Genomic DNA, 24,035 nt, shown 5'->3' on the forward strand with positions numbered 1-24,035 from the left:
CCCACCACGGACGACCGTGGTGTCAACCGAATAGCGGCGGGACGCCCCGCCCCTTCATGGGGAACACCTCATGTTCAGCACGCTGCTGATCGCCAACCGCGGCGCGATCGCCTGCCGCATCCTGCGAACCCTGCGCACGCTGCAGGTGCGCGGCGTCGCCGTGTACTCGGAAGCCGACGCCGCCAGCCTGCACATCAGTCAGGCCGACGAAGCCTTCAGCCTCGGCGAAGGCCCTGCGGCCGGCACCTATCTGGACGTCGCCAAGCTGCTCGACATCGCCAAACGCAGCGGCGCCCAGGCGATCCATCCCGGCTACGGCTTCCTCTCCGAAAACGCGGCGTTCGCCGAAGCCTGCGAGGCCGCCGGCATTGCATTCGTCGGGCCGACGCCCGAACAACTGCGCGTGTTCGGCCTCAAGCACACCGCCCGCGCGCTGGCCAGGCAGCACGGCGTGCCAATGCTCGAAGGCACTGAGCTGCTGGAAAACCTCGACGCCGCGCTCAGCGCCGGCGAGCAGGTCGGCTACCCGGTGATGCTGAAAAGCACGGCCGGCGGCGGCGGCATCGGCATGCGCGTGTGCCGCTCGGCGCAGGAACTGGCCGATGCATTCGACGCGGTGAAGCGCCTCGGGCAGAACAACTTCAGCGACTCGGGCGTATTCATCGAGAAATACATCCAGCGGGCCCGCCATCTGGAAGTCCAGGTGTTCGGCGACGGCCAGGGCGAAGTCATCGCCCTCGGCGTGCGCGACTGCTCGGTGCAGCGGCGCAACCAGAAGGTGCTGGAAGAAACCCCGGCACCCAACCTGCCGGCCGGCATGGCCGACGAGCTCTGCGCGGCGGCGATCAAGCTGGCCAAAGCGGTGAATTACCGCAGCGCCGGCACCGTCGAATTCGTCTACGACAGCAAGGCCGAGCGCTTCTACTTCCTCGAAGTGAACACCCGCCTGCAGGTCGAGCACGGCGTCACCGAACAGGTCTGGGGCGTCGACCTGGTGCGCTGGATGATCGAGCTGGCGGCCGGCGACCTGGCGCCGCTGGGCGAACTGACGAAGCACCTGAAACCCGGCGGCCACGCCATCCAGGCGCGTCTGTATGCCGAAGACCCGGGCCGCGACTTCCAGCCCAGCCCCGGCCTGCTCACCGCCGTGGACTTCCCCAAGGCCGACGGCAAGGCCCTGCGTATCGACACCTGGGTCGAGGCCGGTTGCGAGATTCCGCCCTACTTCGACCCGATGATCGCCAAGCTCATCGCCTGGGCACCGACCCGCGAGGCCGCCAGCGCCGGGCTCGACCGGGCGCTGGCCGACACGCGGCTGTACGGCGTGGAATCCAACCGCGACTACCTGCGGCAGATCATCGAAGACGTGCCCTTCGCCAGCGGCTCGCCCTGGACCCGCTGCCTGGAAAGCCTGGTCTACCGGGCCAACACCTTCGAGGTGCTCTCCGCCGGCACCCAGACCACCGTGCAGGACTTCCCCGGTCGCCTCGGCTACTGGGCGGTCGGCGTGCCGCCGTCGGGGCCGATGGACGACCGCGCGCTGCGCCTGGGCAATCGCCTGCTGGGCAACGACGAAGGCGCCGCCGGCCTGGAAATCACCATGAGCGGCCCGCTGCTGCGCTTCAACACCGACGCCGTGGTGGCGGTGACCGGCGCGCCGATCCCACTGAGCGTGGATGGCGTCGAACGCTCGATGAACACCGCGCTGCTGATCAAGGCCGGCAGCACGCTGAGCCTCGGCACCCTCGCCGGCAGCGGCGCGCGCGCGTACCTGACCCTGCGTGGCGGTCTGCAGGTACCGGAATACCTGGGCAGCAAAAGCACCTTCACCCTCGGCCAGTTCGGCGGCCACGCGGGCCGCGCCCTGCGCGCCGGCGACGTACTGCACCTTCCGGCCCTGAGCGACGCCGGCAACGGCGCGCAGCTGCCTGCCGAGCTGTGCCCCGCCCTGCCCGCCGTGCGCGAAATCCGCGTGATCTACGGCCCGCACGGTGCGCCGGAATACTTCACTCCGGCCTACATCGACACCTTCCTCGCCACCCATTGGGAAGTGCACTTCAACTCCAGCCGCACCGGCGTGCGCCTGATCGGCCCGAAACCGGAATGGGTGCGCGACAGCGGCGGCGAAGCCGGCCTGCATCCGTCGAACATCCACGACAACCCCTACGCCATCGGCGCGGTGGATTTCACCGGCGACATGCCGGTGATCCTCGGCCCGGACGGCCCGAGCCTGGGTGGTTTCGTCTGCCCGGTGACCATCATCGAGGCCGATCTCTGGCAGCTCGGCCAGCTCAAGGCCGGCGACAGGCTGCGTTTCGTTCCGGTGAACATCGAGACCGCCCGCGAACTGGCCAAGGCGCGCAAGGCGGAAGTCGCCGGGCTGGAAGCGATCGCGGTGAACTGGAAGCCGATCCCGCTGGAACCGCCGGTGATCCTCGACATCGGCAGCCAGGACAAGCGCCTGGTCGCCCGCCTCTCCGGCGACACCCACCTGCTGCTGGAAATCGGCCAGCCGGAACTGGACCTGGTGCTGCGCTTCCGCGGCCATGCGCTGATGCAGGCGCTGGAAGCCAAGAGCCTGAAGGGAGTAGTCGACCTAACCCCCGGCATCCGCTCGCTGCAGGTGCACTACCAGCCGGAAACCCTGTCGCTGGCGAACCTGCTGGCGGTGGTGATCGGCGAGTGGGATGCGGTGTGCAACACCCGTGACCTCAAGGTGCCGTCGCGCATTGTCCACCTGCCGCTGTCCTGGGACGATCCGGCGTGCCAGCTGGCCATCGACAAGTACATGACCACCGTGCGCAAGGACGCGCCCTGGTGCCCGAGTAACCTGGAGTTCATTCGCCGGATCAACGACCTGCCGAACCTCGACGAGGTCTACCGCACGGTATTCGACGCCAGCTACCTGGTGATGGGCCTGGGCGATGTCTACCTCGGCGCGCCGGTGGCCACGCCGCTGGACCCGCGCCACCGCCTGGTCACCACCAAGTACAACCCGGCGCGCACCTGGACCGCGGAGAACTCGGTGGGCATCGGCGGCGCCTACCTGTGCGTGTACGGCATGGAAGGCCCCGGCGGTTACCAGTTCGTCGGCCGCACCCTGCAGATGTGGAACCGCTACCGCGAAGTCGGCGCCTTCCACGGCAAACCCTGGCTGCTGCGCTTCTTCGACCAGATTCGCTTCTATCCGGTGGGGGCCGAGGAGCTGCTGCAGATCCGCCGCGACTTCCCGCTCGGGCGCTTCGACCTGCGCATCGAGGACAGTGAGCTGGCCCTGGCCGATTACCAGGGCTTCCTCAACGAGGAAGCCGAGGGCATCGACGCCTTCCGCACCCGGCAACGCGCTGCCTTCGACGCCGAACGCCAGCGCTGGATCGCCTCCGGCCAGGCCCACTACGAAAGCGAGGAAGTGGTCGCCGAGCTGGGCGACGACGCCCCGCTTGCGGCCGGCCTGCACAGCATCGACAGCCACATCGCCGGCAACCTCTGGCAGGTGCAGGTCGAGGAAGGCAGCGCGGTGAAAGCCGGCGACGTGCTGGTGATCCTCGAGTCGATGAAGATGGAAATCCCGCTCACTGCCCCGCGCGATGGCGTGGTCCGCGAAGTCCGCGTGCAACCCGGCTCGCCGGTCCGCGCCGGGCAGCGCGTGGTGGTGCTCGAAGAGGCCTGAAACCGATCCGGGAGGCGGCTGGGAACACACCCTCCGCCCCGAAACTCACAGACGCGCGGCGCCGTAGGGTGCGCCGCGCGCACCAACCGAACCTGCGGTGCGCACGGCGCACCCTACGAGGGAACTGCGATGACCCACGAATTCGACCTGCGCCTCGGCGCTCTGAAAACCGCCTATGCCGAAGGCCGCCTGAAGCCGCGCCAGCTGATCCTCGCGCTGCGCGAAAAAGCCGCCGCGCTGAACCCGGAATTCAACCTGTTCATCCACCTGCTCAGCGTGGAAGAACTGGAGCCCTACCTCGCCGCACTGGACGGCAAGGCCCCCGACAGCCTGCCGCTGTTCGGCGTGCCCTTCGCGCTGAAGGACAACATCGACCTCGCCGGCATTCCCACCACCGCCGCCTGCCCGGCCTTCGCCTACACGGCGGAGCGCTCGGCGACGCTGGTCGAGCAACTGATCGCCCTTGGCGCGGTGCCGATCGGCAAGACCAACCTCGACCAGTTCGCCACCGGCCTCAACGGCACCCGCTCGCCCTACGGCGAATGCCGCAACAGCGTGCACCCGGACTACCCGTCGGGCGGTTCCAGCGCCGGCTCCTCGCTGGCCGTGGCGCTGGGCGTGGCGAGCTTCTCGCTGGGCACCGACACCGCCGGCTCCGGCCGCGTGCCGGCGGCGCTGAACAACCTGGTCGGGCTGAAGGCGACCAAGGGCCTGGTGTCCACCGCCGGCGTGGTGCCGGCCTGCCGCACCCTGGACGTGGTCAGCTTCTTCACCGCCAGCGCCCGCGAAGCCAGCCAGCTGCTCGCCCTGACCGCCGCCCTCGACCCGCGCGACGCCTACAGCCGCGCCAACCCGCTGTGGAACGACGGCAGCGCCTTCGGCAAGCCACGTCCGTTCCGTTTCGGCGTGCCGACCCAGCTGGAGTTCCTCGGCTGCACGGAAAGCCCGGCGCTGTTCGCCGAGGCCGTCGCCAGCCTGGAAGCCCTCGGCGGCACCCCGGTGGCGCTGGACTTCGCGCCCTTCCTCGAGGCCGCACGCCTGCTCTATGAAGGCCCGTGGGTCGCCGAGCGCTACAGCGTCGCTGGCGAGCTGATGGAGAAGGACCCGGAAGCCGTGCTGCCGGTGATCCGCGCCGTGCTGGCCAAGGCGCCAGGCGCCACGGCAGTCGAGGCGTTCCGTGCGCAGTACCGCCTGCAGGAGCTCAAGGCGATCTGCGACAAGGCGCTCGAGAATCTGGATTGCGTGCTGACGCCAAGCATTCCGCGCCCGGTGACGCTGGCCGAACTGCACGCCGAACCGGTCGCGCGCAACTCCGACCTCGGCTACTACACCAACTTCATGAACCTGCTGGACTACGCGGCCGTCGCCGTGCCGAGCGCCTTCATGGCCAACGGTTTGCCGTGGGGCGTGACACTGTTCGGCCGCGCCTTCACCGACCAGTACCTGCTCGGCATCGCCGACGCACTGCAGGGCGAACGCGACCTGCCGCTGGTGGGTGGGTGGACGCTGGAAGCCGCAGTCCCGTCCACGCCGGCACGCAATGACAGGGCCCGCGTGGTGGTCTGCGGCGCGCACCTGGACGGCCTGCCGCTGAACTGGCAACTGCGCAAGCGCGGTGGCCGGTTGCTGCAGACCACCCACAGCTCGCCTGACTACCAGCTCCATGCACTGGCCGGCGGCCCGCCGTTCCGCCCGGGCATGGTGCGGGTCGCCGAGGGCGGCGTGGCGATCGAAGTGGAAGTCTGGGAGCTGCCGAGCGCCGAGCTGGGCTCCTTCCTCACCGGCATCCCCGCGCCACTCGGCCTGGGCAAGGTGCAACTGGCCGACGGCAGCTGGGAAACCGGTTTCATCTGCGAGCCCTATGGCCTGCAAGGCGCCACCGACATCACCTCGTTCGCCGGCTGGCGCGCCTACATGAAGAGCCGCTGACTCCGGCGCGACCGCGCGCCTCCCGGCGCGTGACGCCCCGGCGGCGCCACGCTAGCATGGCGGCGCGTTCAACCAGGCCCGCCGTCCATGCCGCTGACCACCGATTCCGGCGCTCGCGCCGCATCTTCCGTCGATCCCGCTCGCTGCCCGTTGTGCGGGCAAGCCAACCGCTGCGCGCAGAGCGACCCGGCGACCCGCGAGCTGCCCTGCTGGTGCTTCTCCACGCCGGTTTCGCCACGCGCCCTCGAGCGCCTGCCGGAAGAGGCACGCGACAAAGCCTGCCTGTGCCCGTACTGCGCTGCGCTCGACGAGCCGGGCTGACGCGTGCGTCTGGATCGTTTTCTCGCCAACCTGCCGCAACTCAACCGTCAGCAGACCCGGCGCCTGCTGGTGGAACGGCGCGTGCGGGTCGACGGCGAGCCGGTTACCGATGGCCGTCACGAGGTGCGTGTGTTCAGTCGCATCGAGCTGGACGATGAACTGCTGCAGGCCGGCAAGCCGGCGCGCTACTTCATGCTGCACAAGCCGGTCGGCTGGGTCAGCGCCACCGAGCATGACGAACATCCCACGGTCCTCGACCTGCTGAACGAGCCGGACAAGCACGAGCTGCACCTGGCCGGACGCCTCGACCTCAACACCACCGGGCTGCTGCTGATCACCAATGACGGCCGGTGGTCGAGACGACTGACCCAGCCGCAGACGCACCTGCCCAAGGTCTACCGTGTCGAGACCGGAGAGCCGATCCAGGAGGAATACGTCGGGGCGTTCGCCCGCGGCCTGTATTTCCGCTTCGAGAACCTCACCACCCGCCCCGCCGGGCTGCGGATTCTCGACAGCCACCATGCGCTGCTGACGCTGGTCGAGGGGCGCTACCACCAGGTCAAGCGCATGTTCGGTCACTTCCAGAACCCGGTGCTGCGCCTGCACCGGCAGAGCATCGGGCCGCTGCAGCTGGACCCGGCGCTGGCCGAAGGTGCCTACCGCGCACTGCGCGCGGATGAACTGCAGGCGCTCCAGCGCGCGGTGGCAGACGCCTCGTCGGCCGACGGCCTGGCGGATGGCATCCAACCGGACTAGTCGCCTGATGCGAGACGCCCAGCCGCAGGCAAGCCACCACGGGCTTCAGCAAATCCCAGCCTGAAAAGACGCGACGACCAGGCCGCACAGGCCGCTTTTCGCGCACGGCCGGGACGCGCGCCAACGCCCCGCAGGCCGCCAACCACGGTGCATGCAGCCACCCGTCCGAGCCGATAGGTGGCAGTTGGCCGTTACCGGGAAACGGCGCATGCTCTGGCTCGCAGCTGTCCCGGTTCGCGGCACGTCCAGCCTTTTCTGGCGGGAACCCCGAACGCCATCTGCGTCTTCGGTCCAGACTTAACTGAATGCCTCGTCAGCCCTTGCTCCCGCCAGCAACGGGCCGTTTGTGGTAAGGGGTAGATGGCCATGGGTTTCTGCTCGATCCGCAACGCCGCAGGCGCCCCTACGCCTATTCCTCACGTCCGGGCGATCGCCAGCATGAGCCGCAGGCATATTTTCAAAACCGCCGAACGTTATTGCGAGAAACCGGGTCAATTTCCGTCGCGGGATACGGGTGTTACGCACGACACGCAGTCCGGGGATAAAAATGCGCAAAGGATGGGGCTGGTATGAAGAAGTCTGATAGCGAGATCACCAAGATCGCATTCGTTTTCGTGCCCATGGTTCTGCAACCGCTGCTGAACTTCCTCTTCCTGATCCTCGTGGCCAAGCATTCTTCGCTGGAGGAATACGGCTCGCTGGCGCTGAGCATGGTGCTGGTGTCGGTGGTGGTCGGCTTCTCGGATTTCGGCCTGCGCGATTACCTGCTGAGCAAGGGAGCCATCGCCAAGGGCCTTTCCAGCGGCGAGAACCTTTTTCTGCCGGCGACCGTGGGCTACCTGATTCTGGTCATGGCCACGATGTTCTACCTGGGCAAGGTCGGCGGCACCAATGCGTCCTACTACCTGCTGATCTGCTTTCTGCCCGAGGCGCTGGCCTTCGCCGTCCTGCAGCGCTGCCTGTTCTTTCACTACCAGCGCCAGGACCGACTGGTGCGCTTCTCGTCGCTGGACTCGATCTTCAAATCGCTGCCCTTCGCGGTGAAGATCGGCGTCTTCCTGCTCACCGGCAACCTGATCCTTTCCGTGGCGCTCGGCGCGAGCGTGGCGATGGTGGCCTACCTGGCCTGGTTCTACCTGCGCTGCATCCGTGAGCCGGGTTTCTTCGCCGCCAATACCCAAGTCTTAGCGACGCTGGGCAAGATGATGACGCTGTGGCGCTCCTGGCTGCCGTTCACCATTTCCTTCTTCGCCTTCTTCCTCTACTTCGGCGCGGACCGGATTCTCATCGAGGCCCTCCTCGACTCCGAGCACCTGGCGATCTACGCCGCCGCCACCTCGTTCATCGCCATCGGCCAGATCGCCGTCACCGCCTTCTGGTCGCTGTACATGCCGCGCATCTCCCGCGGCTACAACGAACTCGGCCAGCGCAAGTTCATCGTGCTCGCCTTCGGCCTGTCGCTGGCCATGTTCGCCGCGTACCAGATCTTCGCCCTGTTCCTGTTCCACCTGTTCTATCCGAACACCTACGCCGGCGCCTCGCTGATCCTCAAGATCATGGCCTGCTTCTTCATTTTCCGGCTGGTCAACGTGGTGTTCGAGATGTACTGGGTGGCCAAGGAGCGCTACGCGATCTTCGTCAAGATGCGGGTATTCTGCGGGCTGCTCAGCGTCGGCCTGAACTGGATCTTCATCCCGGTGTTCGGGCTGATCGCGCCCGCGGTCATCGTGGTCCTCTGCGAACTGACGCTGACGCTGTTCATTCTCGTCGCCGAGTACCGCTGGAAAGCCCTGCCCGTCGCGGAATTCCAGGAAACGCCGGTGGAAATCCTGCCGGCGGCCATACCGCTCGAGGTCAACGCAGAATCGCCGCCGGGCGCGATCGCCAGCAACACCTTCGTCGAGCAGACGGTGCTGGGCTCCGGCCGGCCTGGCACCTGACCCGCCCCGCCGCTCAGCGACGGCTGCGCAGCGCGCGTTCGCGCAGGTAGTCCACCAGTTCGTCCTGCTTGCCGGCGAATTCGATGCGCTCGGCCTTGCTCTCGCGCTGGAAGGCGTACATCGGATCGTAGTACTCGCGCAGAAGCCCCTCGATCCAGCCACGGTGCAGGTCCACCGCGCCGCTGCGGCGCTGCTCGTCGAGCGCCGCCTGCATGATCGCCAGCAAGCGCTGGTAGCGCTCGCCGCCGAGGCGCTTGTGGATGTTGCCCAGGCTCTCCAGCAGCCGTGCGGCATATTGCTCGAAGCCGGCCTCGCCCTGCAGGTCGACGAATTCGGCGCACAGATCGACCACGTAATCGCGCAGGATGCGCTCCACCCGGTCGTCGAACGCATCCTCCAGCCAGACCAGCGGGAACCCCTGCATGCCCTGGTGCAGTTCCAGCGGCAGCGCGCAGCGACCGATCATCCGCCCCTCGTCCTCGACCACGAACTGTTCGATGCCGGCGGCGCGCTTCTTCAGTACGTCGACGGCCAGGCGGTTCTCGAAATCGATGTTCGACGGCTGCCCGGTGGCGCGCTTGCCGAAGCTGGAGCCGCGGTGGTTCGCGTGGCCCTCAAGGTCGAGGCTGTTGTCCAGCCGGGCGATGACGTCGGTCTTCCCGGTCCCGGTCAGGCCGCCGACGACGACGAACGCGCACTGCTCCAGCGCCTCGCGGGTGGTTTCGAGGAGAAAGGTACGCATCGCCTTGTAGCCGCCGACCACCCTCGGATAGGCGATGCCCGCCTCGCTCTGCAGCCACTGCTGGACGATCTGCGAGCGCAACCCTCCGCGGAAACAGTACAGGTAGCCCTGCGGGTTGGCCTGGGCGAACGCCGCCCAGCGGGCGATGCGCTCGGCCTTGGTGGCGCCGGAAACCAGCTGGTGACCCAGCTCGATGGCGGCCTGCTGGCCGTGCTGCTTGTAGCAGGTGCCGACGCGCTGGCGCTCGACATCGGTCATCAGCGGCAGGTTGACGGCGCCGGGGAAGGCGCCCTTGTCGAACTCGACCGGTGCGCGGGCGTCCATCATCGGCAGGTCGTTGAGGAAGATTTCGCGGTAGTCGGCGCTGTTGTCTCGCATCAGCAGACCTCGACCGCGTAACGCTGTCGCTCGACCAGCTCACCGATCGGCGCCAGGTCCAGCCCGAGCTCGGCGGCAACGGCGAGGAACTCTGCTTCCCCCTCGGCACTCACCGCCACCAGCAGGCCGCCGCTGGTCTGCGGGTCGCAGAGCAGGTGCTGCTGCTCCTCGCTGAGCACGCCGATGCGCTCGCCGTAGCTTTCGTAATTGCGCAGGGTGCCGCCGGGCACACAGCCTTCGGCGAGGTAGTGCTCAACGCCGGGCAGCCGCGGGACCCGGGCGTACTCCAGACGCGCGCTGAGCCCGCTGCCGTCGGCCATCTCCACCAGGTGGCCGAGCAGGCCGAAGCCAGTGACGTCGGTCATCGCAGTGACCCCGGCCAGCTTGCCGAAGCGGCTGCCGGGCTTGTTCAGCGTGCACATCCAGTCGCGCGCCAGGCCGACGTCCTCGGCACGCAGCCTGGCCTTCTTCTCGGCGGTGGTGAGGATGCCGATGCCCAGCGGCTTGGTCAGGTAGAGGCGGCTGCCGACGCGGGCGGTGTCGTTGCGCTTCATGTGGCGCTTGTCCACCACGCCGGTGACGGCGAGGCCGAAGATGGGCTCGGGCGCATCGATAGAGTGCCCGCCGGCCAGCGGAATTCCGGCGGCGTCGCACACCGCGCGGCCGCCGCGGATTACCTCGCGCGCTACTTCCGCAGGCAGCAGGTTGACCGGCCAGCCGAGGATGGCGATGGCCATCAGCGGATCGCCGCCCATGGCGTAGATGTCGCTGATCGCATTGGTCGCGGCGATGCGGCCGAAGTCGAACGGATCGTCGACGATCGGCATGAAGAAGTCGGTGGTGGAAACCACGCCGCGCGCCTCATCCAGCGCGTAGACCGCCGCGTCGTCGCGCGACGCGTTGCCGACCCAGAGCTTCGGGTCGAGGTTTTGCGCGCCGCTGCCGGCGAGGATCACTTCCAGGACCTTGGGAGAAATCTTGCAGCCGCAACCGGCGCCGTGGCTGTACTGGGTCAGACGAATCGGCTCGCTCATGGGGTTACCTCGGGACTGTGGCGGCGGATTCTAGCAAAGCGGGCCGCGCCTGCCCGCGTCGCTCCATCGGTTCACGCCTTGAGCCTGGAGGCCGATGCACGCAGACAGGGACAACGCTCGCGACCCGGTGCCGCCATGGCGGCACGGCGAAACCGTGAATCCATGGAGGACACCAAGCGCTGGAGTTCGAAACGCTAGCAGTCGGCGCCCAGCCGCGCGGACAACGGCTCGCAACGACCATCCGTCGAGCGAAACTGCTGACAATCGCTGGCAGTCACAGTCATCCTTCTTATAATCGCCGCCACCGCGATCCGCCGCGAAGCATGCTGCGGCATCTCTTTCCTTTTTCCGCCATTGAACCGGAGAACTCCCATGCTCAAGCGATCCCTCGCGCTCGCCGCCGGCTTTGCCCTGTCCCTGACCGCCACCCTCGCCAGCGCCGCCGACGTGCTGCGCGTCAGCGCGATTCCGGACGAAGCCCCCACCGAACTGCTGCGCAAGTTCAAGCCGCTGGGCGAGTACCTGGAGAAGCAGATCGGCATGAAGGTCGAGTTCGTCCCGGTCGCCGACTATCCGGCGGTGGTCGAAGCGCTTGCCACCGATCGCCTGGACATGGCCTGGCTCGGCGGCTTCACCTTCGTGCAGGTGCACCTGAAAGCCAAGGACGCCATTCCGTTGGTGCAGCGCGAGCAGGATGCGCAGTTCACCAGCAAATTCATCAGCGCCGATCCGGCGGTGAAATCCCTCGCCGATCTCAAGGGCAAGACCTTCGCCTTCGGCTCCATCTCGTCCACCTCCGGCAGCCTGATGCCGCGCTACTTCATGCTGCAGGACGGCATCAAGCCGGAAACCTACTTCAGCCGCGTGGCCTACTCCGGCGCGCATGACGCCACCGCCGCCTGGGTCCAGGCCGGCAAGGTCGACGCTGGCGTGCTCAATGCGAGCGTCTGGCAGAAGCTGGTGGACAGCGGCAAGGTCGACACCAGCAAGGTGCACGTCTTCGCCACCACGCCCAGCTATTACGACTACAACTGGACCGTGCGCGGCAGCCTCGACCCGGCCATCACCGCCAAGCTGAAGGCCGCCTTCCTCGCCCTCGACCCGGCCGTCCCGGAGCAGAAGGCCATCCTCGACCTGCAGGCGGCCAGCCGCTTCATCGAAACCAGCCCGGACAACTACAAGGGCATCGAGGAAGCCGCGCGCGCCGCCGACCTGCTGAAATGACTCTGCGCCTCACCCAGGCCGGCCTGCAGCATCGCGACGGCAGCCACGCCCTACGTGGCGTGGACCTGAGCATCGAAGCCGGCGAACGGGTCGCCATCATCGGCCCGTCCGGCGCCGGCAAGTCGAGCCTGCTGAATTTGCTGGGCACCGCCACGTCGCCCAGTTCGGGGCGGCTTGAGGTGCTCGGCCAGCAGCCGTGGCAGCTGTCCGGCCGCCAGCGGCAGAAGCTGCGCGCACGCATCGGCCTGATCCACCAGGCGCCACCCCTGCCGCCGCGTCAGCGGGTGGTCACCGCGGTGCTGGCGGGCAAACTCGGCCAGTGGGGGCTAGGCAAAAGCCTGCTCAACCTGCTGTATCCGCTGGACATTCCCGGCGCCTGCGGGCAACTGGCGAAGCTGGATCTGGCGGACAAACTGTTCGCCCAGTGCCAGCAACTGTCCGGCGGCCAGCTACAGCGGGTCGGCATCGCCCGCGTGCTGTACCAGGCGCCGGAGTTGCTGCTGGCCGACGAGCCGGTGTCGGCGATGGACCCGGTGCTGGCCGACCACACGCTGTCGGTGCTCTGCCGACATGCAGGCGAGCATGGCGTGACGCTGGTCGCCAGCCTGCATACGGTGGAACTGGCGCTGGCGCACTTCCCCCGGGTGATCGGCCTGCGCGAAGGACGAATCGTCTTCGACCGCCCCGCCGCGGAGGTCGACCGAAGTTTGCTCGACGCCCTCTATGCCAACGAGCAATTGCTCCCGCCGGCCCCACCGCACGTCGGGGCGGCGGCCGTACAGATTCCCCGATGCTGAAGACTGCCGAACGCGACCCCGCCGCCCTGCCGCGCCTGCTGATCGCGCTGCTGGCCATTGTCCTGCTGTGGCCGGGCGTGCGCCTGAGCGAACTGGACCTCGGGGTATTCCTGCAGTCCGGCAGCAGCGAGGTCGGCCGCTTCCTCGCCGGTTTCTGGCCGCCGGCGCGGGATGCCGAGTTTCTGCAGATCCTGCTCGACGCCACCCTGCAGACCCTGGCCATCGCCACCGCAGGGATGACCCTGGCGCTGCTCATCGCATTGCCCGCCAGCCTGGTGGCCAGCCGCGCGTTGTCGCTGTCCGCCGCGGTGCGCGGCGGCCAGCCGCTGTGGTGGGCGCAGTTGCTGCGCTGGCCGGTGCGCGGTCTGCTGATCTTCCTGCGCAGCGTGCCGGAGATCGTCTGGGCGCTGCTGTTCGTGCGCGCCGTCGGCCTCGGCCCCACGGCCGGCGTTCTGGCCATCGCCATCACCTACAGCGGCATGCTCGGCAAGGTCTATGCGGAAATCTTCGAGTCGGTGGACCAGCGCCCGGCCCAGGCCCTGATGCAGGCTGGCAGCGGTCGGCTGACGGCCTTCCTCTATGGCGTACTGCCGAATGCCGCGGCGGAAATGCTCTCCTACAGCGTCTACCGCTGGGAGTGCGCGATCCGCGCCTCGGTGGTGATGGGCTTCGTCGGCGCCGGCGGCCTCGGCCAGCAGATCGATCTCTCGCTGCGCATGTTCGCCGGCGGCGAAGTCGCCAGCATCCTGCTGACCTTCTTCGTCCTGGTGCTGCTGGCCGACCTGCTCAGCCGCCTGTTGCGCGGGAGGCTGGGATGAAGCGCCTGCTCGACGCCGGCCTGCTGCTGGCATTGCTGGCGGCAGTGATTGCCGCGTTCGCCTACCTGCGCATCGATCTCGGCGCCCTGACCGGTAGCGAAAACCTCGGCCACATGGGCGACTACGCCAAGCGCTTCCTCAGCCCGGACCTCAGCGCCGGGCACCTCGCGGCGATCGGCAAGGGCGCACTGGAAACCCTGGCGATGTCGGCCGTGGGCACGCTCCTCTCGGCCGTCTTCGGCCTGCTGCTCGCGTTGCCCGCTTCCGGGCGTTTCGGCTGGGCCGCGGCGAACCCGGCGCGGCTGCTGCTGAACGCACTGCGGGCGATTCCGGAACTGGTCTGGGCGGCGCTGATGGTGTTCGCCGCAGGCCTCGGGCCGAATGCCGGCACCCTCGCCCTCGCCCTGCACACCAGCGGCGTACTCGGCCGGTTGTTCGCCGAAGCGCTGGAAAATACCCCACCGGCACCGGCCCAGGCGATCCGCCTGCAGGGCGGCGGCGCCGTGCTGGCGTTCGTCTACGGCACCTTGCCGATCCTCTGGCCGCAACTGCTCGCCTACAGCCTGTATCGCTGGGAAAACAACATCCGTATGGCCAGCGTGCTCGGCTTCGTCGGCGCCGGCGGCCTCGGGCAGATGCTCTACGTGCACCTGAGCCTGTTCCAGGAGGCCCAGGCCAGCAGCGTGATCATCGCCATGCTGGCGCTGGTGTTCGCCGTCGACGCCTTGAGCGGCTGGAGCCGTCAGCGCTGGGTCAAGGCCTGAGCGCGGGAGTGCTCGGTTAGCGCGAATCCGCTCAGCGTTCTTCGCGCCGGGGCGCCAGTTCGTCGACCTGGAGGTCCGGCCCCCAGTCGTCGGAGGCATGCCAGTCCTCGCCGAAGAGCTCCGCCGGATGCTGGGTGCGGCTGGCGCCATTGCCGCAGTCCATCGCATCGGTCGCGCAGTAGCGGTCGCAACCCCAGCAGATGCGCTCGGGATGCTTGGGGTTCAGGGGAAATTTCTTGGCCATTGGCGTGGTGTCTTGTCGATTTCACGTTCGCAGAGGGTGCGCCGACGGCTTTTCCCGGGGCTTGACCATGCTCAAGACCTCGGCCGAAGCCGCGACATTTTGCCCGCAGTGCGGTCGACCGGAACCCTTGCTGCGCCATTCTGTCTGAGCCTCGGTTCCCCCTCATCCACCGCCCCGCCAAGCCTGCCGATCCGCGAGAACGAAGCGACGGCGCACCTGTCCACCGCTTAGCTACCTCGCCTCCGGAACCGCCGAACGACGGGGGCTGTGCTACGCTTGAAGTCACTCACCGGCTCCATTTCAATAGGGCCGGAGCGGCCGGAAACGGAGGTTGGGAAGCTGGATCGTTCATGACCAATGACCCGGACCGCAGACTGATCCGGCCCCCATTCAAGCGGCAGAGAAGCGCTGCAATGATAGGAAGAGTGAAGGGATTGTGGCTGACAGTGATGTCGGTGCCCGGCGACAATCCTCGGCTGTTGAAGGCCCAGTACGTCGCCTTGTCCCGCCAGCTGCCGATGATGTATTTCATCCTACTGGTGAATACCTGGGCGCTCGCTGTCACCCACTTCGACACGGCGCCTGGCTGGCTGACCCTTGCAATGCCGGCGTTGCTCACGATCATCAGTTTCCGGCGTGCGCAGATCTGGTGGCGCAACCGGAACGATCCGGTTTCCGAAGCCGACATTCTCGCCACCCTGACGCGCACGAATCAGTTGGCGCCGTTCATTGCCGCCGGATTCACGGCCTGGTCCCTGGCCCTTTATCCCTATGGCGATGCCTACGCCCAGGCCCATGTGGCGTTTTTCATGGGCATCACGGTGATCGTCTGCATCTTTTGCCTGATGCACCTGCGCTCGGCGGCGCTGATCACCACACTGGTGGTCGACGTGGCGTTCGTGGTGTTTTTCGCCTCCACCCATAACCCGACGTTCATCGCGACGTCCATCAACATCCTGCTGGTATCGTCGGCGATGCTCATCGTCCTGCAGAACAACTACCGCGATTTCACCAGCCTGGTGAACGTACAGGCAAAAACCGAGCAGCTGAGCAACGAGAACCTTCGCCTGGCCAATCTGGACAGCCTCACCGGCCTGCCGAACCGGCGCCAATTCTTCACCACCCTCGATAACGCGGCGTCCGAGGCATTGAAAAATCGCAAACGCCTGGCGGTCGGCATTCTCGATCTCGATGGCTTCAAGCCGGTCAACGACCTGTACGGCCACAGCGTCGGAGACAAGGTGCTGACGCTGGTCGCCGAACGCCTGCTGGAACTATCCAGCCCGACCGTGCACGTGGCGCGGCTGGGTGGCGACGAGTTCGCGCTGGTGATGAAGGACGACCTCAGCGACGAATCGCTGCAGGCCTTCGGCCGCAAGGCCTGCGGTCTGCTGCGCACCGAGTTCATGCTCGCCGACGTGCCCATCCACATCGGAGCGACCCTGGGCATCGCCACGTTTCCCGGCTCGGCCTCCGACACCACGCAGCTCTATGAGTACGCCGATTACGCGCTGTACCAGGGCAAACGCAGCAATCCGGGCACCGTCTGCCTGTTCTCCGCCAGCCACCACGAACAACTGCATCGCGACGCCATGACCGAGCAGGCGTTGCGTCGCGCCGACATGGAGGACGAGTTCTACGTCCTGTTCCAGCCGATCCTCAACAGCCACAGCCAGGAAACTGTGGCATTCGAGGCGCTGGCCCGATGGAACAGCCCCGAGCTGGGTCAGGTCGCGCCCGGGGTGTTCATACCCGTGGCCGAACACACTGGCCTGATCAGCCGGCTGACGCCTCCGTTGCTCGGCAAGGCGCTCCGCGAAGCCCACGCCTGGCCGGAGGGCATACGCCTTTCCTTCAATCTCTCCGCGATCGACTGTGGGTCACACGAAAGCGTCCAGCAGATCATCGCGCTGATCCGGGACAGCGGATTCGACCCCGCCCGCCTTGACTTGGAGATCACCGAAACCGCCATCGTCCAGGACATGGCGCAGATGCAGCGCGCGATCATCCAGTTCCGCCAATTGGGCTGCGGCATCTCGCTGGACGACTTCGGCACCGGCTATTCCAGCCTCAGCCAGCTGCACGCCCTGTCCCTCACCAAGCTGAAGATCGACCGCAGCTTCGTCGCCGGCATCCAGCACAATCCGGCGACCTTCAAGATCGTCAAATCCTTGGTGGGCCTGACCCACGACATGGATCTGGAGTGCGTTATCGAAGGCGTCGAAACCCGTGAGGAGCTTGCCGCCCTCACCAGCCTGGGATGTACCCAGGTACAAGGCTACCTGTTCAGCCGCCCCATCCCCGCCGCCGAAACGCTGGCCTGGCTGGGGCAGGCCCGTGTGGAGCGGCTATCGAGCTAGGCCCACGAATCCCCCGCAAGCAATCGCCAGAGCCTTCCCGCCCCGCAACCTGCCCCCGGAAAACGAAAAAGCCCCGAAAAACGGGGCTTGCCAAAGCGATTCTGGAGCGGGCGAAGGGAATCGAACCCGTTTCGAGCGCTGTTCGTAGAGGGTCTATGCTGGTCAAAACTAGCTAGTACAAGCCCTCACATCCGCCCGTTCTGGTAGCTGCTGGCGTTCTATAGCCAGTGATTTCGACACTTTTTCGACATGCCAGCTAGACAGGATTAACCAGTAGCCATAGCGTACCTCACGTCAAACGTTGGCATCCGGCCGGAGAAAAACTTGAAATTTTCCCAAAGAAAAGGGTTAACCCCGACAGGAAAGACACTTCAGATCGACTCTATTGATGAAGAGTTAAAGAATTCACTATGGAATGCTCTCACCGTATTTTATTGGAAGAATTTCAACCGCCCCCGGCTTGATATGGGTAGCCGATCAGACTATATCTCCAGAAGCAATTTAAATATTTTATTCAAATCCCTATGGTTGCATTATTTCAAGAAGCCAATCGATACCATACCAACGTTTTTTTATGATGAAAGCAATGGACTTGGGGTACTGAGACGTTATTTTTTCTCCGCCCACTGGTATGAGATATACGACTTTATCGAATCTATCGCGGCATACGGCCCGGAAAAAAATAAAGAGGATTTCATTAAAACATGCAACATATTTCTTGAAAGAGAAAACTCAGCATATCGCTTCGTCGATGGGAAAATTGCTGAAATTAGCTCATCAGATGAGATTGAAGAGATTGAAGATGCAATATCTAGCTCAACTCCTTATTACGGAGTGCGACAGCATCTCAGCACCGCAATTTCAATGCTGAGCGATCGTGTAAATCCGGACTACCGAAACTCGATAAAAGAGTCAATTTCTGCAGTTGAAAGTTTGTGCAGAACTGTTAGCGGCCAAGAAAAGGCTACATTAGGGTCGGCTTTAAAGGCTTTGGAAAATAAAGAGCTAATGCATCCCGCTCTAAGGTCGGCGTTTAGCTCACTATATGGTTACACAAACGACTCGGGTGGTATTCGTCACGCGCTTATGGAAGAAAATAATCTCACAAGTGCCGACGCTCGCTTTATGTTGATAAGCTGCTCAGCTTTTATTAATTATGTAATAGCGTCAACAATTAATGCTTAATAAATGGTTCAAACCGTTCGCTTCGCTCACTGGGACGGGCTCAAGCCCGCCCCTTAACCAAACGTTATGTGCCTACGCTGCCTAAGCATGTGGAAATTAATTCTATTTTTATCTGCACTAATCCACCTTCCGGCTCAAGCAACTACCTACACGGAAGAGCCTGATCCTGAGTATCAAAAAATTACTATAGCCATCGTGTGCATGAACCACTTCTACAATAGAAGCTCAAGCTTCCTGGGTCACCAAGCCGGAATGGCAGCACAACAGTCCTTAGAGTCCATGCTAACCAAACTTGAAAATAAAGAGAAAATGGCAGACGCAATCAGAATTGCAACAATGGCAATAAATAAACCTCAAAATAATCCAGAAGTCCCTTTTAGCTGTTATGGGTACATCCCGAAAGAACACGGTCTAACTGAAGACGAAATCGAACACTTCATACTCAACAGCACTGGTAGTTAGCAGCGAGTGCATAACAATGTGCTCAACCCCGTTCGCCTCGCTCACTGGACTCGCAAAAACTACGCTTTTGCTCGCCGGTTAGTACAAACGCTAAGCATCAATGAGGTATTCATGAGTGAAACTCTAAGTTTTATACAAATAGGAACCAATGGATTCGCCTTATTGGTGGCCGGCTGGATATATACGGCATATGTAAAAAATATTAGAGCAACGCTCGCACAGAAAGATGAGCAAATTGAGATAGTTGAAAAGAACCTCACATTTTGGAAAGACAAAGCGAAAGATTTTGAAAAGAAGACTCCGGAGTATATAGAGGAAGTTCTAGCAAAAAGAATAAAACATCGTGAAGAAGAGATTGAGCGCCTGGACCAAGATCGTGAGAGCAATATAAAGCTTCTTGGCCAAAAAACAGCAGAGGTAACTCGGCTAAGAGAGCAATTAGAGAATGCAACCTATCTCGGCAGGGCGTTAACTTACTATGATTTGGACTCTGATGAAGATATTGTTATTCCTGAAAGCGATATTGAGATTGAACATCTTGGCGAAATATTCGTCGATTCGGCTTCTATATTAATAACTGACCCTCAGTATGTAGAGCAAGAATGGCGAACTGATATTGAATATGAAGATCCCCGTATCTACAAGTATACCCCTACAGGAAAGCTATATCGTTTGGGCGTAGATTTTAATCATTACGAAGAAAACATTGATGACTTAAACCAAACGCCAAACCAGCTCATAGCCGATAAAAAGTTTGTGCAGCTGGAGTTGGAGCGTGAATATACTTATTCATTGCCTGGGGCATTGTACGCAAGTTCGTCTAAAGAGGGCTACGCTGAACTAAAGTTTGCCAAGGGGCATACTGGAGCAGGAATCTGTGTTAGAACTGTACATGGTGACGGTGGCTATCAAGTTTATGGCGAGCGTTATAAAGGTAGTATTTATCGCATTTATATAGAGCTGCAATAAAGTGCTTAACAAACGCTTGTAGCCTGATGCCAAAACCTCCGCGTTTTGTGTCACTCGAAGCGTTCAAACATTAACACAAAAGCACTCCTGTTTTGGCACAGCCGAAGCGGGCGTTAGGCATGATATTTCGATTTACTACTATTGCGTCTAGCCCATTGGATTAAAGCTGCTAGCCGCCACGCAATACCGTTGTTTCATTCGGTCGCTGTGGGGGCTGCGGTCGTTTTCCCACCTGTCATCCCACACGCGGCACTGCTCTTTGAAGTACTGTTTGGCGCCCTTGCGACATTCCCGATAATCGATCGATCCGCGCTTATGGTTGGCGCAGACTGTAGTTCCGTCGATGTAGTTATTGATGGCAGTCCACTTTGCCAGATACTGTGCACCGCCGCTCCACTTATCCACCCAGTGACTGTCGTAGTCTACGGTCCGGCTTGTTGTGGCTTGCGGCTGCTGGGTTGAGCGTTGATATGTGTTCGCCTGGGTGGTTACCTGGGCGGTTACGATGTTTGCGGGCTGCTTTGGCGTGTAGTTGCTGTCGTTGAATTCGGTCTGCCTGACTTTCGGCTGCTGTTGTTGCTTTTCGTTCACACTCGCCCAAAACAGCTCTTCGGCTGTTTTATTCGGTTTGATTTCTTCGAACTCTGGAAACTGACTCTGATAGGTTGTTTGTGCAGCCGGCGCTGGCTTCTTCGGATTTATTGCGGCCCAAAGCATGTTTAGGTCTATGACTATAGGTTTCCCGTACAGCGCAACCAATGTCCAGAAAATCGCGGATGTAGTTATAAGCGCAACAATAAAAGGAAGATGGTTCTTTTTCTGCGGCCTTAGAAAGGCTGGGCCATCGTCTCTATCAGCTTTCATCTAAAAACCCTCTCCTTGGGTCGCATGTATTCGCATGTATTGAAAAGAAGCAGGTCCGTCATTAGCGCTTTGTTGTTCATCCTTGACACTTCCTTCGGGCGTACCATCGCCTAGCTGTTTCTTGCGTGATTGCTATCCCGCGTTTTGACTGGTCAAGTTTCTGTTTGCTTCGTCGTATTCCGGACTGGTCTGCCCACACTCTGGAGCAGTCTTGCCGCTCGCGATCCATAAAGCGTACTGCGGGTATATCCGAGTTAGCGCTTCAACTTCTTGGGTGCTGATCCGTGTGCGCTTGTCATAGCGCACCGTCCGCCAACGCGTGCTGCTTATGTCGGTCTTTTTTACAAGCTCGTCCATGCCTGCCTTATCGACAAGTGATCTAACGCGGTCGTCAATTGATTCCATAATGATCTTGTAATTTACATTTGTAAGGTACAACCATTCCACGAGCTGTTGTATATTACAGACGTAGATTACGGAAGGGCTCGCATCTAGCGTCCCAACATTGACCAACATAGTGCAGCAAACACCATGGAACTGGAAGAACTCGCGCTCAAGGACCTGCTCTCTCCCCCGCCGCTGATGCCGTGGCGTCAATTCGCTAACTGGATTCGCATGGAAGGCGAGCACGACATCGTTTGGGGCTGGATTCGTAACGGCTACATCCCTTCGCACAAGGTCGGCAAACACGTGCTGGTCAACGTCGCACTCCTGGGCAAACAGCTGCTGGAAAAGGAGTGGACGGCATGAATGACACCATCCTGCGCGATCTGCTGCGCCTGCTTGTTGTGCTCCGTGCTGGCTCGTCGATGTCAGACGCGCTCACAGTCGGTATCCGGCTTGGCCGGTGTTATGGCTTCACGTCCGCTCTGCATACGTCCGGCCTGATTTCGCTTGATGAGTGGTTCCGTCTCGATAAGTTGGCTGAATCCGCTTTCGCTCACGATGGCGATCCCTTCCCTGATGCCTGTAACGCCGGCCCGGTGATGCCCGCCAGTGTCCGCCTGGAGCGTGCAAAAAAGCCGCAACCGGAGGTAGCCCAGCATGACGACTCTGGTCAGCTACCTGCGGATTACCCACGCGCCGGACTGCTCCTGCTCTGTGTGCTGGTCAAAAGCCGCTTTTCGTCACTGCGCGCCCTCCCCGTGCACACCCTGTCCCGACTGCACGCCCCGTGGCGAGCCGTATCAGGTCGATGGCCGTTGGTACTGCCAGACGGCCTCCTTCTGCGCGAAACACACGCCGTCCAGGCGTCCCCCGAAGTTCTGGAGCGTTGTCTACGACAGCGGCAAGCCGACGCCTTTCGTCCCGGTGCACGAGCCGTTCGAGTTGGAGTGACTGCCTGATGACACAGCCAACCGCTCTGATCGCTTGCGAATACTCCGGACGCGTACGTGATGCCCTGACCGCCATCGGTTTCTACGCGGTCAGCTGTGACCTGCTGCCATCCGAAACCGAAGGCGAACACATCCAGGGCGATGTTCTGGACGTGCTCGACTGGGGCTGGGATCTGCTGATTGCACATCCGCCGTGTACTGACCTGGCTGTGTCCGGTGCGCGCCACTTTGCCGCCAAGATCGCTGATGGCCGCCAGCAACGCGCCCTCGATTTTGTCCGGACGCTGCTCGCTGCGCCCATTCCGTTCAAGGCGCTGGAGAACCCCGTTTCGGTGATTTCCAGCCACATCCGCAAACCGGACCAGACTATTCAGCCCTGGCAGTTCGGCCACGGTGAGGTCAAGCGCACCTGCTGGTGGCTTGAGAGCTTGCCGCTTCTCACTCCAACCGATGTGGTGGACGGTCGCTCGCCAGTCGTGCACCACATGGCGCCCGGCCCGGATCGCTGGAAGAACCGCTCCCGTACCTATCAGGGGATCGCTGATGCCATCGCCGATCAGTGGGGGCGCTATGTACTACGGCAGCTCGCTGCTGAGCGTGTACCGCAGGGCCGGATACAGGAGATGTGTCATGTCACCCATTGAAGTCCCCGACTCGCTCTTTTTCGCACTGGCGTTCACGGGTTGGCTGCTGGTGCTGTTTCTGCTCCCCGGTGAAGACGCCCCCGAACCCGATGAGGTCAGGGGCCGCCGTACCGGCTCGTCTGGACAGGCTTCATCGTCCAGTCGAACGGAACGCCGGGCGGAGCGAACCCTTGACCCACCCCGACCCGATACAGCCTCAGCGCTGGAGAGTGGGGCAGCTCCACCGCCCCGCGCTCCTGAGCCCTCGGCGGCAAGAGTGGGATGACAAGGGCAAAGCCCTTGGTGTGAAAGAACAACCGAAGTAACGCAAGACAGCCAGCAACTTTGAAAAGGCCCGAGTTAAGGGCGGGGGATTCCTCACGCCAAATTTCGCCAATCGAGTTCACGGCTAATTAACCGACCGCGCAACCAAGCGCATTTAACTGAGGTACGAAACCATGATGTTCGATATTCCGACTGCAAAAGCCACCCTGGAAATTCTCGTCGTTCAAAGCGACTGGTACGCCAAGAAAGACACCGGCGAAGTGTTCGCCAGCCTGCAAGGCTTCTCGCCGATTCCGAAGGGCTCGAAAGAGCGCCCCAACGCCCGTGGCTTCGAATTCACCGGCTACAACTGCGACCCGGCCGTGCTCGAACAGATCAACTTCGACCAAGGCCCAGTGAAGATGAAGTTCGAAACCGCCGTGCGCCCGACCCGCGACCAATACGGCCGGATCGAAAACAAACAGGTCATCGTCGCCATCGTCCACGACGAACCCGCCCCGCGTCAGCAACAGACCCGCCCGAACGCGCAGGCATCCGCCAGCGACGCGGCCAAGTCCTGATCGGGGGTGGACGGTGATCTTCCTGGATGAGGTCTTTTGCGATTGCTGCGGCGCCCCGATGGGCAAGCTGTATTGCCAGCCGGCGCCGCAAGCCGACCTGCTGCCGGATCTGCGACTACCGCCGCACTTCGCCGTCTGCCCTGACTGCTGGGAAAACACCACCCCCGTTATCGCCGCACTGCCTCACGGGGCGTGCGCATGAATTTCCTCGCCTGTGACGGCTCGTGGCAGGTCGGTGCCGGTGGTGAATCCATCTGCGCGGGCACGCTGCAAAGCATCACCGGCGAGGAAATGCAGACCCAATTCGGGACTGCGCTTAGTTGGGACGAAGTGGCCGAGTTACGCGGCGACATCATCACGTTGTTCGCCATCGTGTTCGGTTTTCTGGTCCTGAAAAAACTCCTTTGATTCGAGGTATACCGCAATGAAACAACTCCAAACCCAACTGAAAAACGCCGCCTACACCTACGGCCGGCGCGCTGGTCGTCTCGCTGCAGGTGTGTCTGCCGGCTCCCTGGCGCTGGCCGCGCAAGTACATGCCGCTGTTCCGGCCGATGCCACGGGGGCGCTCGATACTGCCAAGACCGACGTCGGCACCATCGGCTGGGCGGTTTTCGCCGTGATCGTGGCGGCCGTGGCGTTCAAGTACATGCGCCGCGCCCTGTGACGCCATCCGTTCCTGCACCTCATACGTGCCGAAGCAAGTAGACCCCGCTCCGGCGGGGTTTTCTTTTTCTGGATATCGCCATGAGTTATCAAGTTTACGTTCTGAT

The 24,035-nt window shown here is 62.9% G+C and carries 25 protein-coding genes and 1 pseudogene; 20 read left to right on the plus strand and 6 right to left on the minus strand.

Annotated features, from left to right (window positions below; translation table 11 throughout):
* The first annotated feature begins 70 nt into the window (after window positions 1-70).
* The 5 genes and pseudogenes from uca (at window position 71) to QMX85_RS11265 (ending at window position 8,616) form a co-directional block, all read left to right on the plus strand.
* On the plus strand, window positions 71-3,670 hold the full coding sequence (gene uca, locus QMX85_RS11245) for an urea carboxylase (RefSeq protein ID WP_282340877.1): 3,600 nt from the start codon (window positions 71-73) through the stop codon (window positions 3,668-3,670).
* Window positions 3,671-3,799: 129 nt separating this feature from the next.
* Window positions 3,800-5,599 carry an allophanate hydrolase gene (gene atzF, locus QMX85_RS11250; RefSeq protein ID WP_282340879.1) on the plus strand — a complete coding sequence of 600 codons (1,800 nt, stop codon included), beginning with the start codon at window positions 3,800-3,802 and terminating at the stop codon, window positions 5,597-5,599.
* Window positions 5,600-5,686: 87 nt separating this feature from the next.
* On the plus strand, window positions 5,687-5,920 hold the full coding sequence (locus tag QMX85_RS11255; RefSeq protein WP_282340880.1) for a cysteine-rich CWC family protein: 234 nt from the start codon (window positions 5,687-5,689) through the stop codon (window positions 5,918-5,920).
* A gap of 3 nt (window positions 5,921-5,923) precedes the next feature.
* Window positions 5,924-6,613, plus strand: a pseudogene (locus QMX85_RS11260) (16S rRNA pseudouridine(516) synthase); the annotation flags it as partial.
* A gap of 632 nt (window positions 6,614-7,245) precedes the next feature.
* Window positions 7,246-8,616 (plus strand): oligosaccharide flippase family protein, encoded by a 1,371-nt coding sequence (locus tag QMX85_RS11265; RefSeq protein WP_282340883.1) that lies wholly within the window; start codon window positions 7,246-7,248, stop codon window positions 8,614-8,616.
* A gap of 13 nt (window positions 8,617-8,629) precedes the next feature.
* On the opposite strand, the gene mnmH is transcribed toward QMX85_RS11265, so the two are convergent.
* Both mnmH and selD read right to left on the minus strand, forming a co-directional pair.
* Complete coding sequence (gene mnmH / locus QMX85_RS11270) at window positions 8,630-9,736, minus strand: tRNA 2-selenouridine(34) synthase MnmH (protein ID WP_282340885.1); 1,107 nt, start codon at window positions 9,734-9,736, stop codon at window positions 8,630-8,632.
* Complete coding sequence (gene selD / locus QMX85_RS11275; protein WP_282340887.1) at window positions 9,736-10,770, minus strand: selenide, water dikinase SelD; 1,035 nt, start codon at window positions 10,768-10,770, stop codon at window positions 9,736-9,738. The genes mnmH and selD overlap by 1 nt, the downstream gene beginning before the upstream one ends.
* Window positions 10,771-11,142: 372 nt before the next feature.
* Here selD and QMX85_RS11280 point away from each other — a divergent pair, with 372 nt between their 5' ends.
* From QMX85_RS11280 to phnE, 4 genes are read left to right on the plus strand one after another with little or no spacing between them, the layout of a single operon-like run.
* Window positions 11,143-11,994 (plus strand): putative selenate ABC transporter substrate-binding protein, encoded by an 852-nt coding sequence (locus QMX85_RS11280; protein ID WP_282340889.1) that lies wholly within the window; start codon window positions 11,143-11,145, stop codon window positions 11,992-11,994.
* Window positions 11,991-12,791, plus strand: coding sequence for an ATP-binding cassette domain-containing protein (locus QMX85_RS11285; protein ID WP_282340890.1), 801 nt, complete (start codon window positions 11,991-11,993; stop codon window positions 12,789-12,791). Before QMX85_RS11280 ends, QMX85_RS11285 begins: the two co-directional genes overlap by 4 nt.
* Window positions 12,785-13,609: an ABC transporter permease subunit gene (locus tag QMX85_RS11290; protein WP_282340892.1), complete on the plus strand. Its 825-nt coding sequence runs from the start codon at window positions 12,785-12,787 to the stop codon at window positions 13,607-13,609. The genes QMX85_RS11285 and QMX85_RS11290 overlap by 7 nt, the downstream gene beginning before the upstream one ends.
* Window positions 13,606-14,373, plus strand: coding sequence for a phosphonate ABC transporter, permease protein PhnE (gene phnE / locus QMX85_RS11295; RefSeq protein WP_282340893.1), 768 nt, complete (start codon window positions 13,606-13,608; stop codon window positions 14,371-14,373). The genes QMX85_RS11290 and phnE overlap by 4 nt, the downstream gene beginning before the upstream one ends.
* A 31-nt stretch (window positions 14,374-14,404) precedes the next feature.
* Here the strand turns inward: phnE and QMX85_RS11300 are convergent, their stop codons facing one another.
* Window positions 14,405-14,617, minus strand: coding sequence for a DUF3079 domain-containing protein (locus QMX85_RS11300; RefSeq protein ID WP_282340895.1), 213 nt, complete (start codon window positions 14,615-14,617; stop codon window positions 14,405-14,407).
* A 413-nt stretch (window positions 14,618-15,030) separates the two neighbouring features.
* Between QMX85_RS11300 and QMX85_RS11305 the strand changes: the two genes are divergently transcribed.
* From QMX85_RS11305 to QMX85_RS11320, 4 genes are all read left to right on the plus strand, one after another.
* Entirely contained in the window at window positions 15,031-16,977 is a 1,947-nt protein-coding gene (locus QMX85_RS11305) for an EAL domain-containing protein (protein ID WP_282340897.1), read from the plus strand.
* Window positions 16,978-17,301: 324 nt separating this feature from the next.
* A complete protein-coding gene (locus tag QMX85_RS11310; protein WP_282340899.1) occupies window positions 17,302-18,162 on the plus strand; it encodes a hypothetical protein in 861 nt (286 codons plus the stop codon).
* 87 nt (window positions 18,163-18,249) lie between these two features.
* On the plus strand, window positions 18,250-18,624 hold the full coding sequence (locus QMX85_RS11315; protein ID WP_282340901.1) for a hypothetical protein: 375 nt from the start codon (window positions 18,250-18,252) through the stop codon (window positions 18,622-18,624).
* Between the two features lie 111 nt (window positions 18,625-18,735).
* Window positions 18,736-19,593, plus strand: a complete 858-nt coding sequence (locus tag QMX85_RS11320) for a hypothetical protein (RefSeq protein WP_282340903.1) — start codon at window positions 18,736-18,738, stop codon at window positions 19,591-19,593.
* A gap of 147 nt (window positions 19,594-19,740) precedes the next feature.
* Here the strand turns inward: QMX85_RS11320 and QMX85_RS11325 are convergent, their stop codons facing one another.
* Both QMX85_RS11325 and QMX85_RS11330 read right to left on the minus strand, forming a co-directional pair.
* Window positions 19,741-20,457: a hypothetical protein gene (locus QMX85_RS11325; RefSeq protein ID WP_282340905.1), complete on the minus strand. Its 717-nt coding sequence runs from the start codon at window positions 20,455-20,457 to the stop codon at window positions 19,741-19,743.
* Window positions 20,458-20,589: 132 nt separating this feature from the next.
* Window positions 20,590-20,862 (minus strand): hypothetical protein, encoded by a 273-nt coding sequence (locus tag QMX85_RS11330; RefSeq protein ID WP_282340907.1) that lies wholly within the window; start codon window positions 20,860-20,862, stop codon window positions 20,590-20,592.
* A 126-nt stretch (window positions 20,863-20,988) separates the two neighbouring features.
* On the opposite strand from QMX85_RS11330, the gene QMX85_RS11335 reads away from it, so the two are divergent.
* The gene (locus QMX85_RS11335) at window positions 20,989-21,207 is read left to right on the plus strand and encodes a DNA-binding protein (RefSeq protein ID WP_282340909.1); all 219 of its coding nucleotides are present in this window, start codon (window positions 20,989-20,991) and stop codon (window positions 21,205-21,207) included.
* 62 nt (window positions 21,208-21,269) lie between these two features.
* On the opposite strand, the gene QMX85_RS11340 is transcribed toward QMX85_RS11335, so the two are convergent.
* Window positions 21,270-21,503 carry a hypothetical protein gene (locus QMX85_RS11340; RefSeq protein ID WP_282340911.1) on the minus strand — a complete coding sequence of 78 codons (234 nt, stop codon included), beginning with the start codon at window positions 21,501-21,503 and terminating at the stop codon, window positions 21,270-21,272.
* Between QMX85_RS11340 and QMX85_RS11345 the strand changes: the two genes are divergently transcribed.
* From QMX85_RS11345 to QMX85_RS11365, 6 genes are all read left to right on the plus strand, one after another.
* Window positions 21,502-21,795 (plus strand): DUF5447 family protein, encoded by a 294-nt coding sequence (locus tag QMX85_RS11345; RefSeq protein WP_282340913.1) that lies wholly within the window; start codon window positions 21,502-21,504, stop codon window positions 21,793-21,795. The genes QMX85_RS11340 and QMX85_RS11345 overlap by 2 nt on opposite strands.
* A gap of 7 nt (window positions 21,796-21,802) precedes the next feature.
* Window positions 21,803-22,438, plus strand: coding sequence for a DNA cytosine methyltransferase (locus QMX85_RS11350; protein ID WP_282340914.1), 636 nt, complete (start codon window positions 21,803-21,805; stop codon window positions 22,436-22,438).
* A gap of 437 nt (window positions 22,439-22,875) precedes the next feature.
* Window positions 22,876-23,262, plus strand: coding sequence for a DNA-binding protein (locus tag QMX85_RS11355; RefSeq protein WP_282340915.1), 387 nt, complete (start codon window positions 22,876-22,878; stop codon window positions 23,260-23,262).
* Window positions 23,263-23,275: 13 nt separating this feature from the next.
* On the plus strand, window positions 23,276-23,464 hold the full coding sequence (locus QMX85_RS23495) for a hypothetical protein (protein WP_348775231.1): 189 nt from the start codon (window positions 23,276-23,278) through the stop codon (window positions 23,462-23,464).
* Window positions 23,461-23,670, plus strand: coding sequence for a hypothetical protein (locus QMX85_RS11360; RefSeq protein ID WP_090228929.1), 210 nt, complete (start codon window positions 23,461-23,463; stop codon window positions 23,668-23,670). Before QMX85_RS23495 ends, QMX85_RS11360 begins: the two co-directional genes overlap by 4 nt.
* Window positions 23,671-23,686: 16 nt before the next feature.
* Window positions 23,687-23,929, plus strand: a complete 243-nt coding sequence (locus QMX85_RS11365) for a major capsid protein (RefSeq protein WP_090228926.1) — start codon at window positions 23,687-23,689, stop codon at window positions 23,927-23,929.
* Window positions 23,930-24,035: the final 106 nt, after the last annotated feature.

Origin of the sequence: Pseudomonas sp. PS02288 (genome assembly GCF_029959715.1) — a bacterium.
In the GTDB taxonomy this organism is placed as follows: Bacteria; Pseudomonadota; Gammaproteobacteria; order Pseudomonadales; family Pseudomonadaceae; genus Pseudomonas_O; species Pseudomonas_O kuykendallii.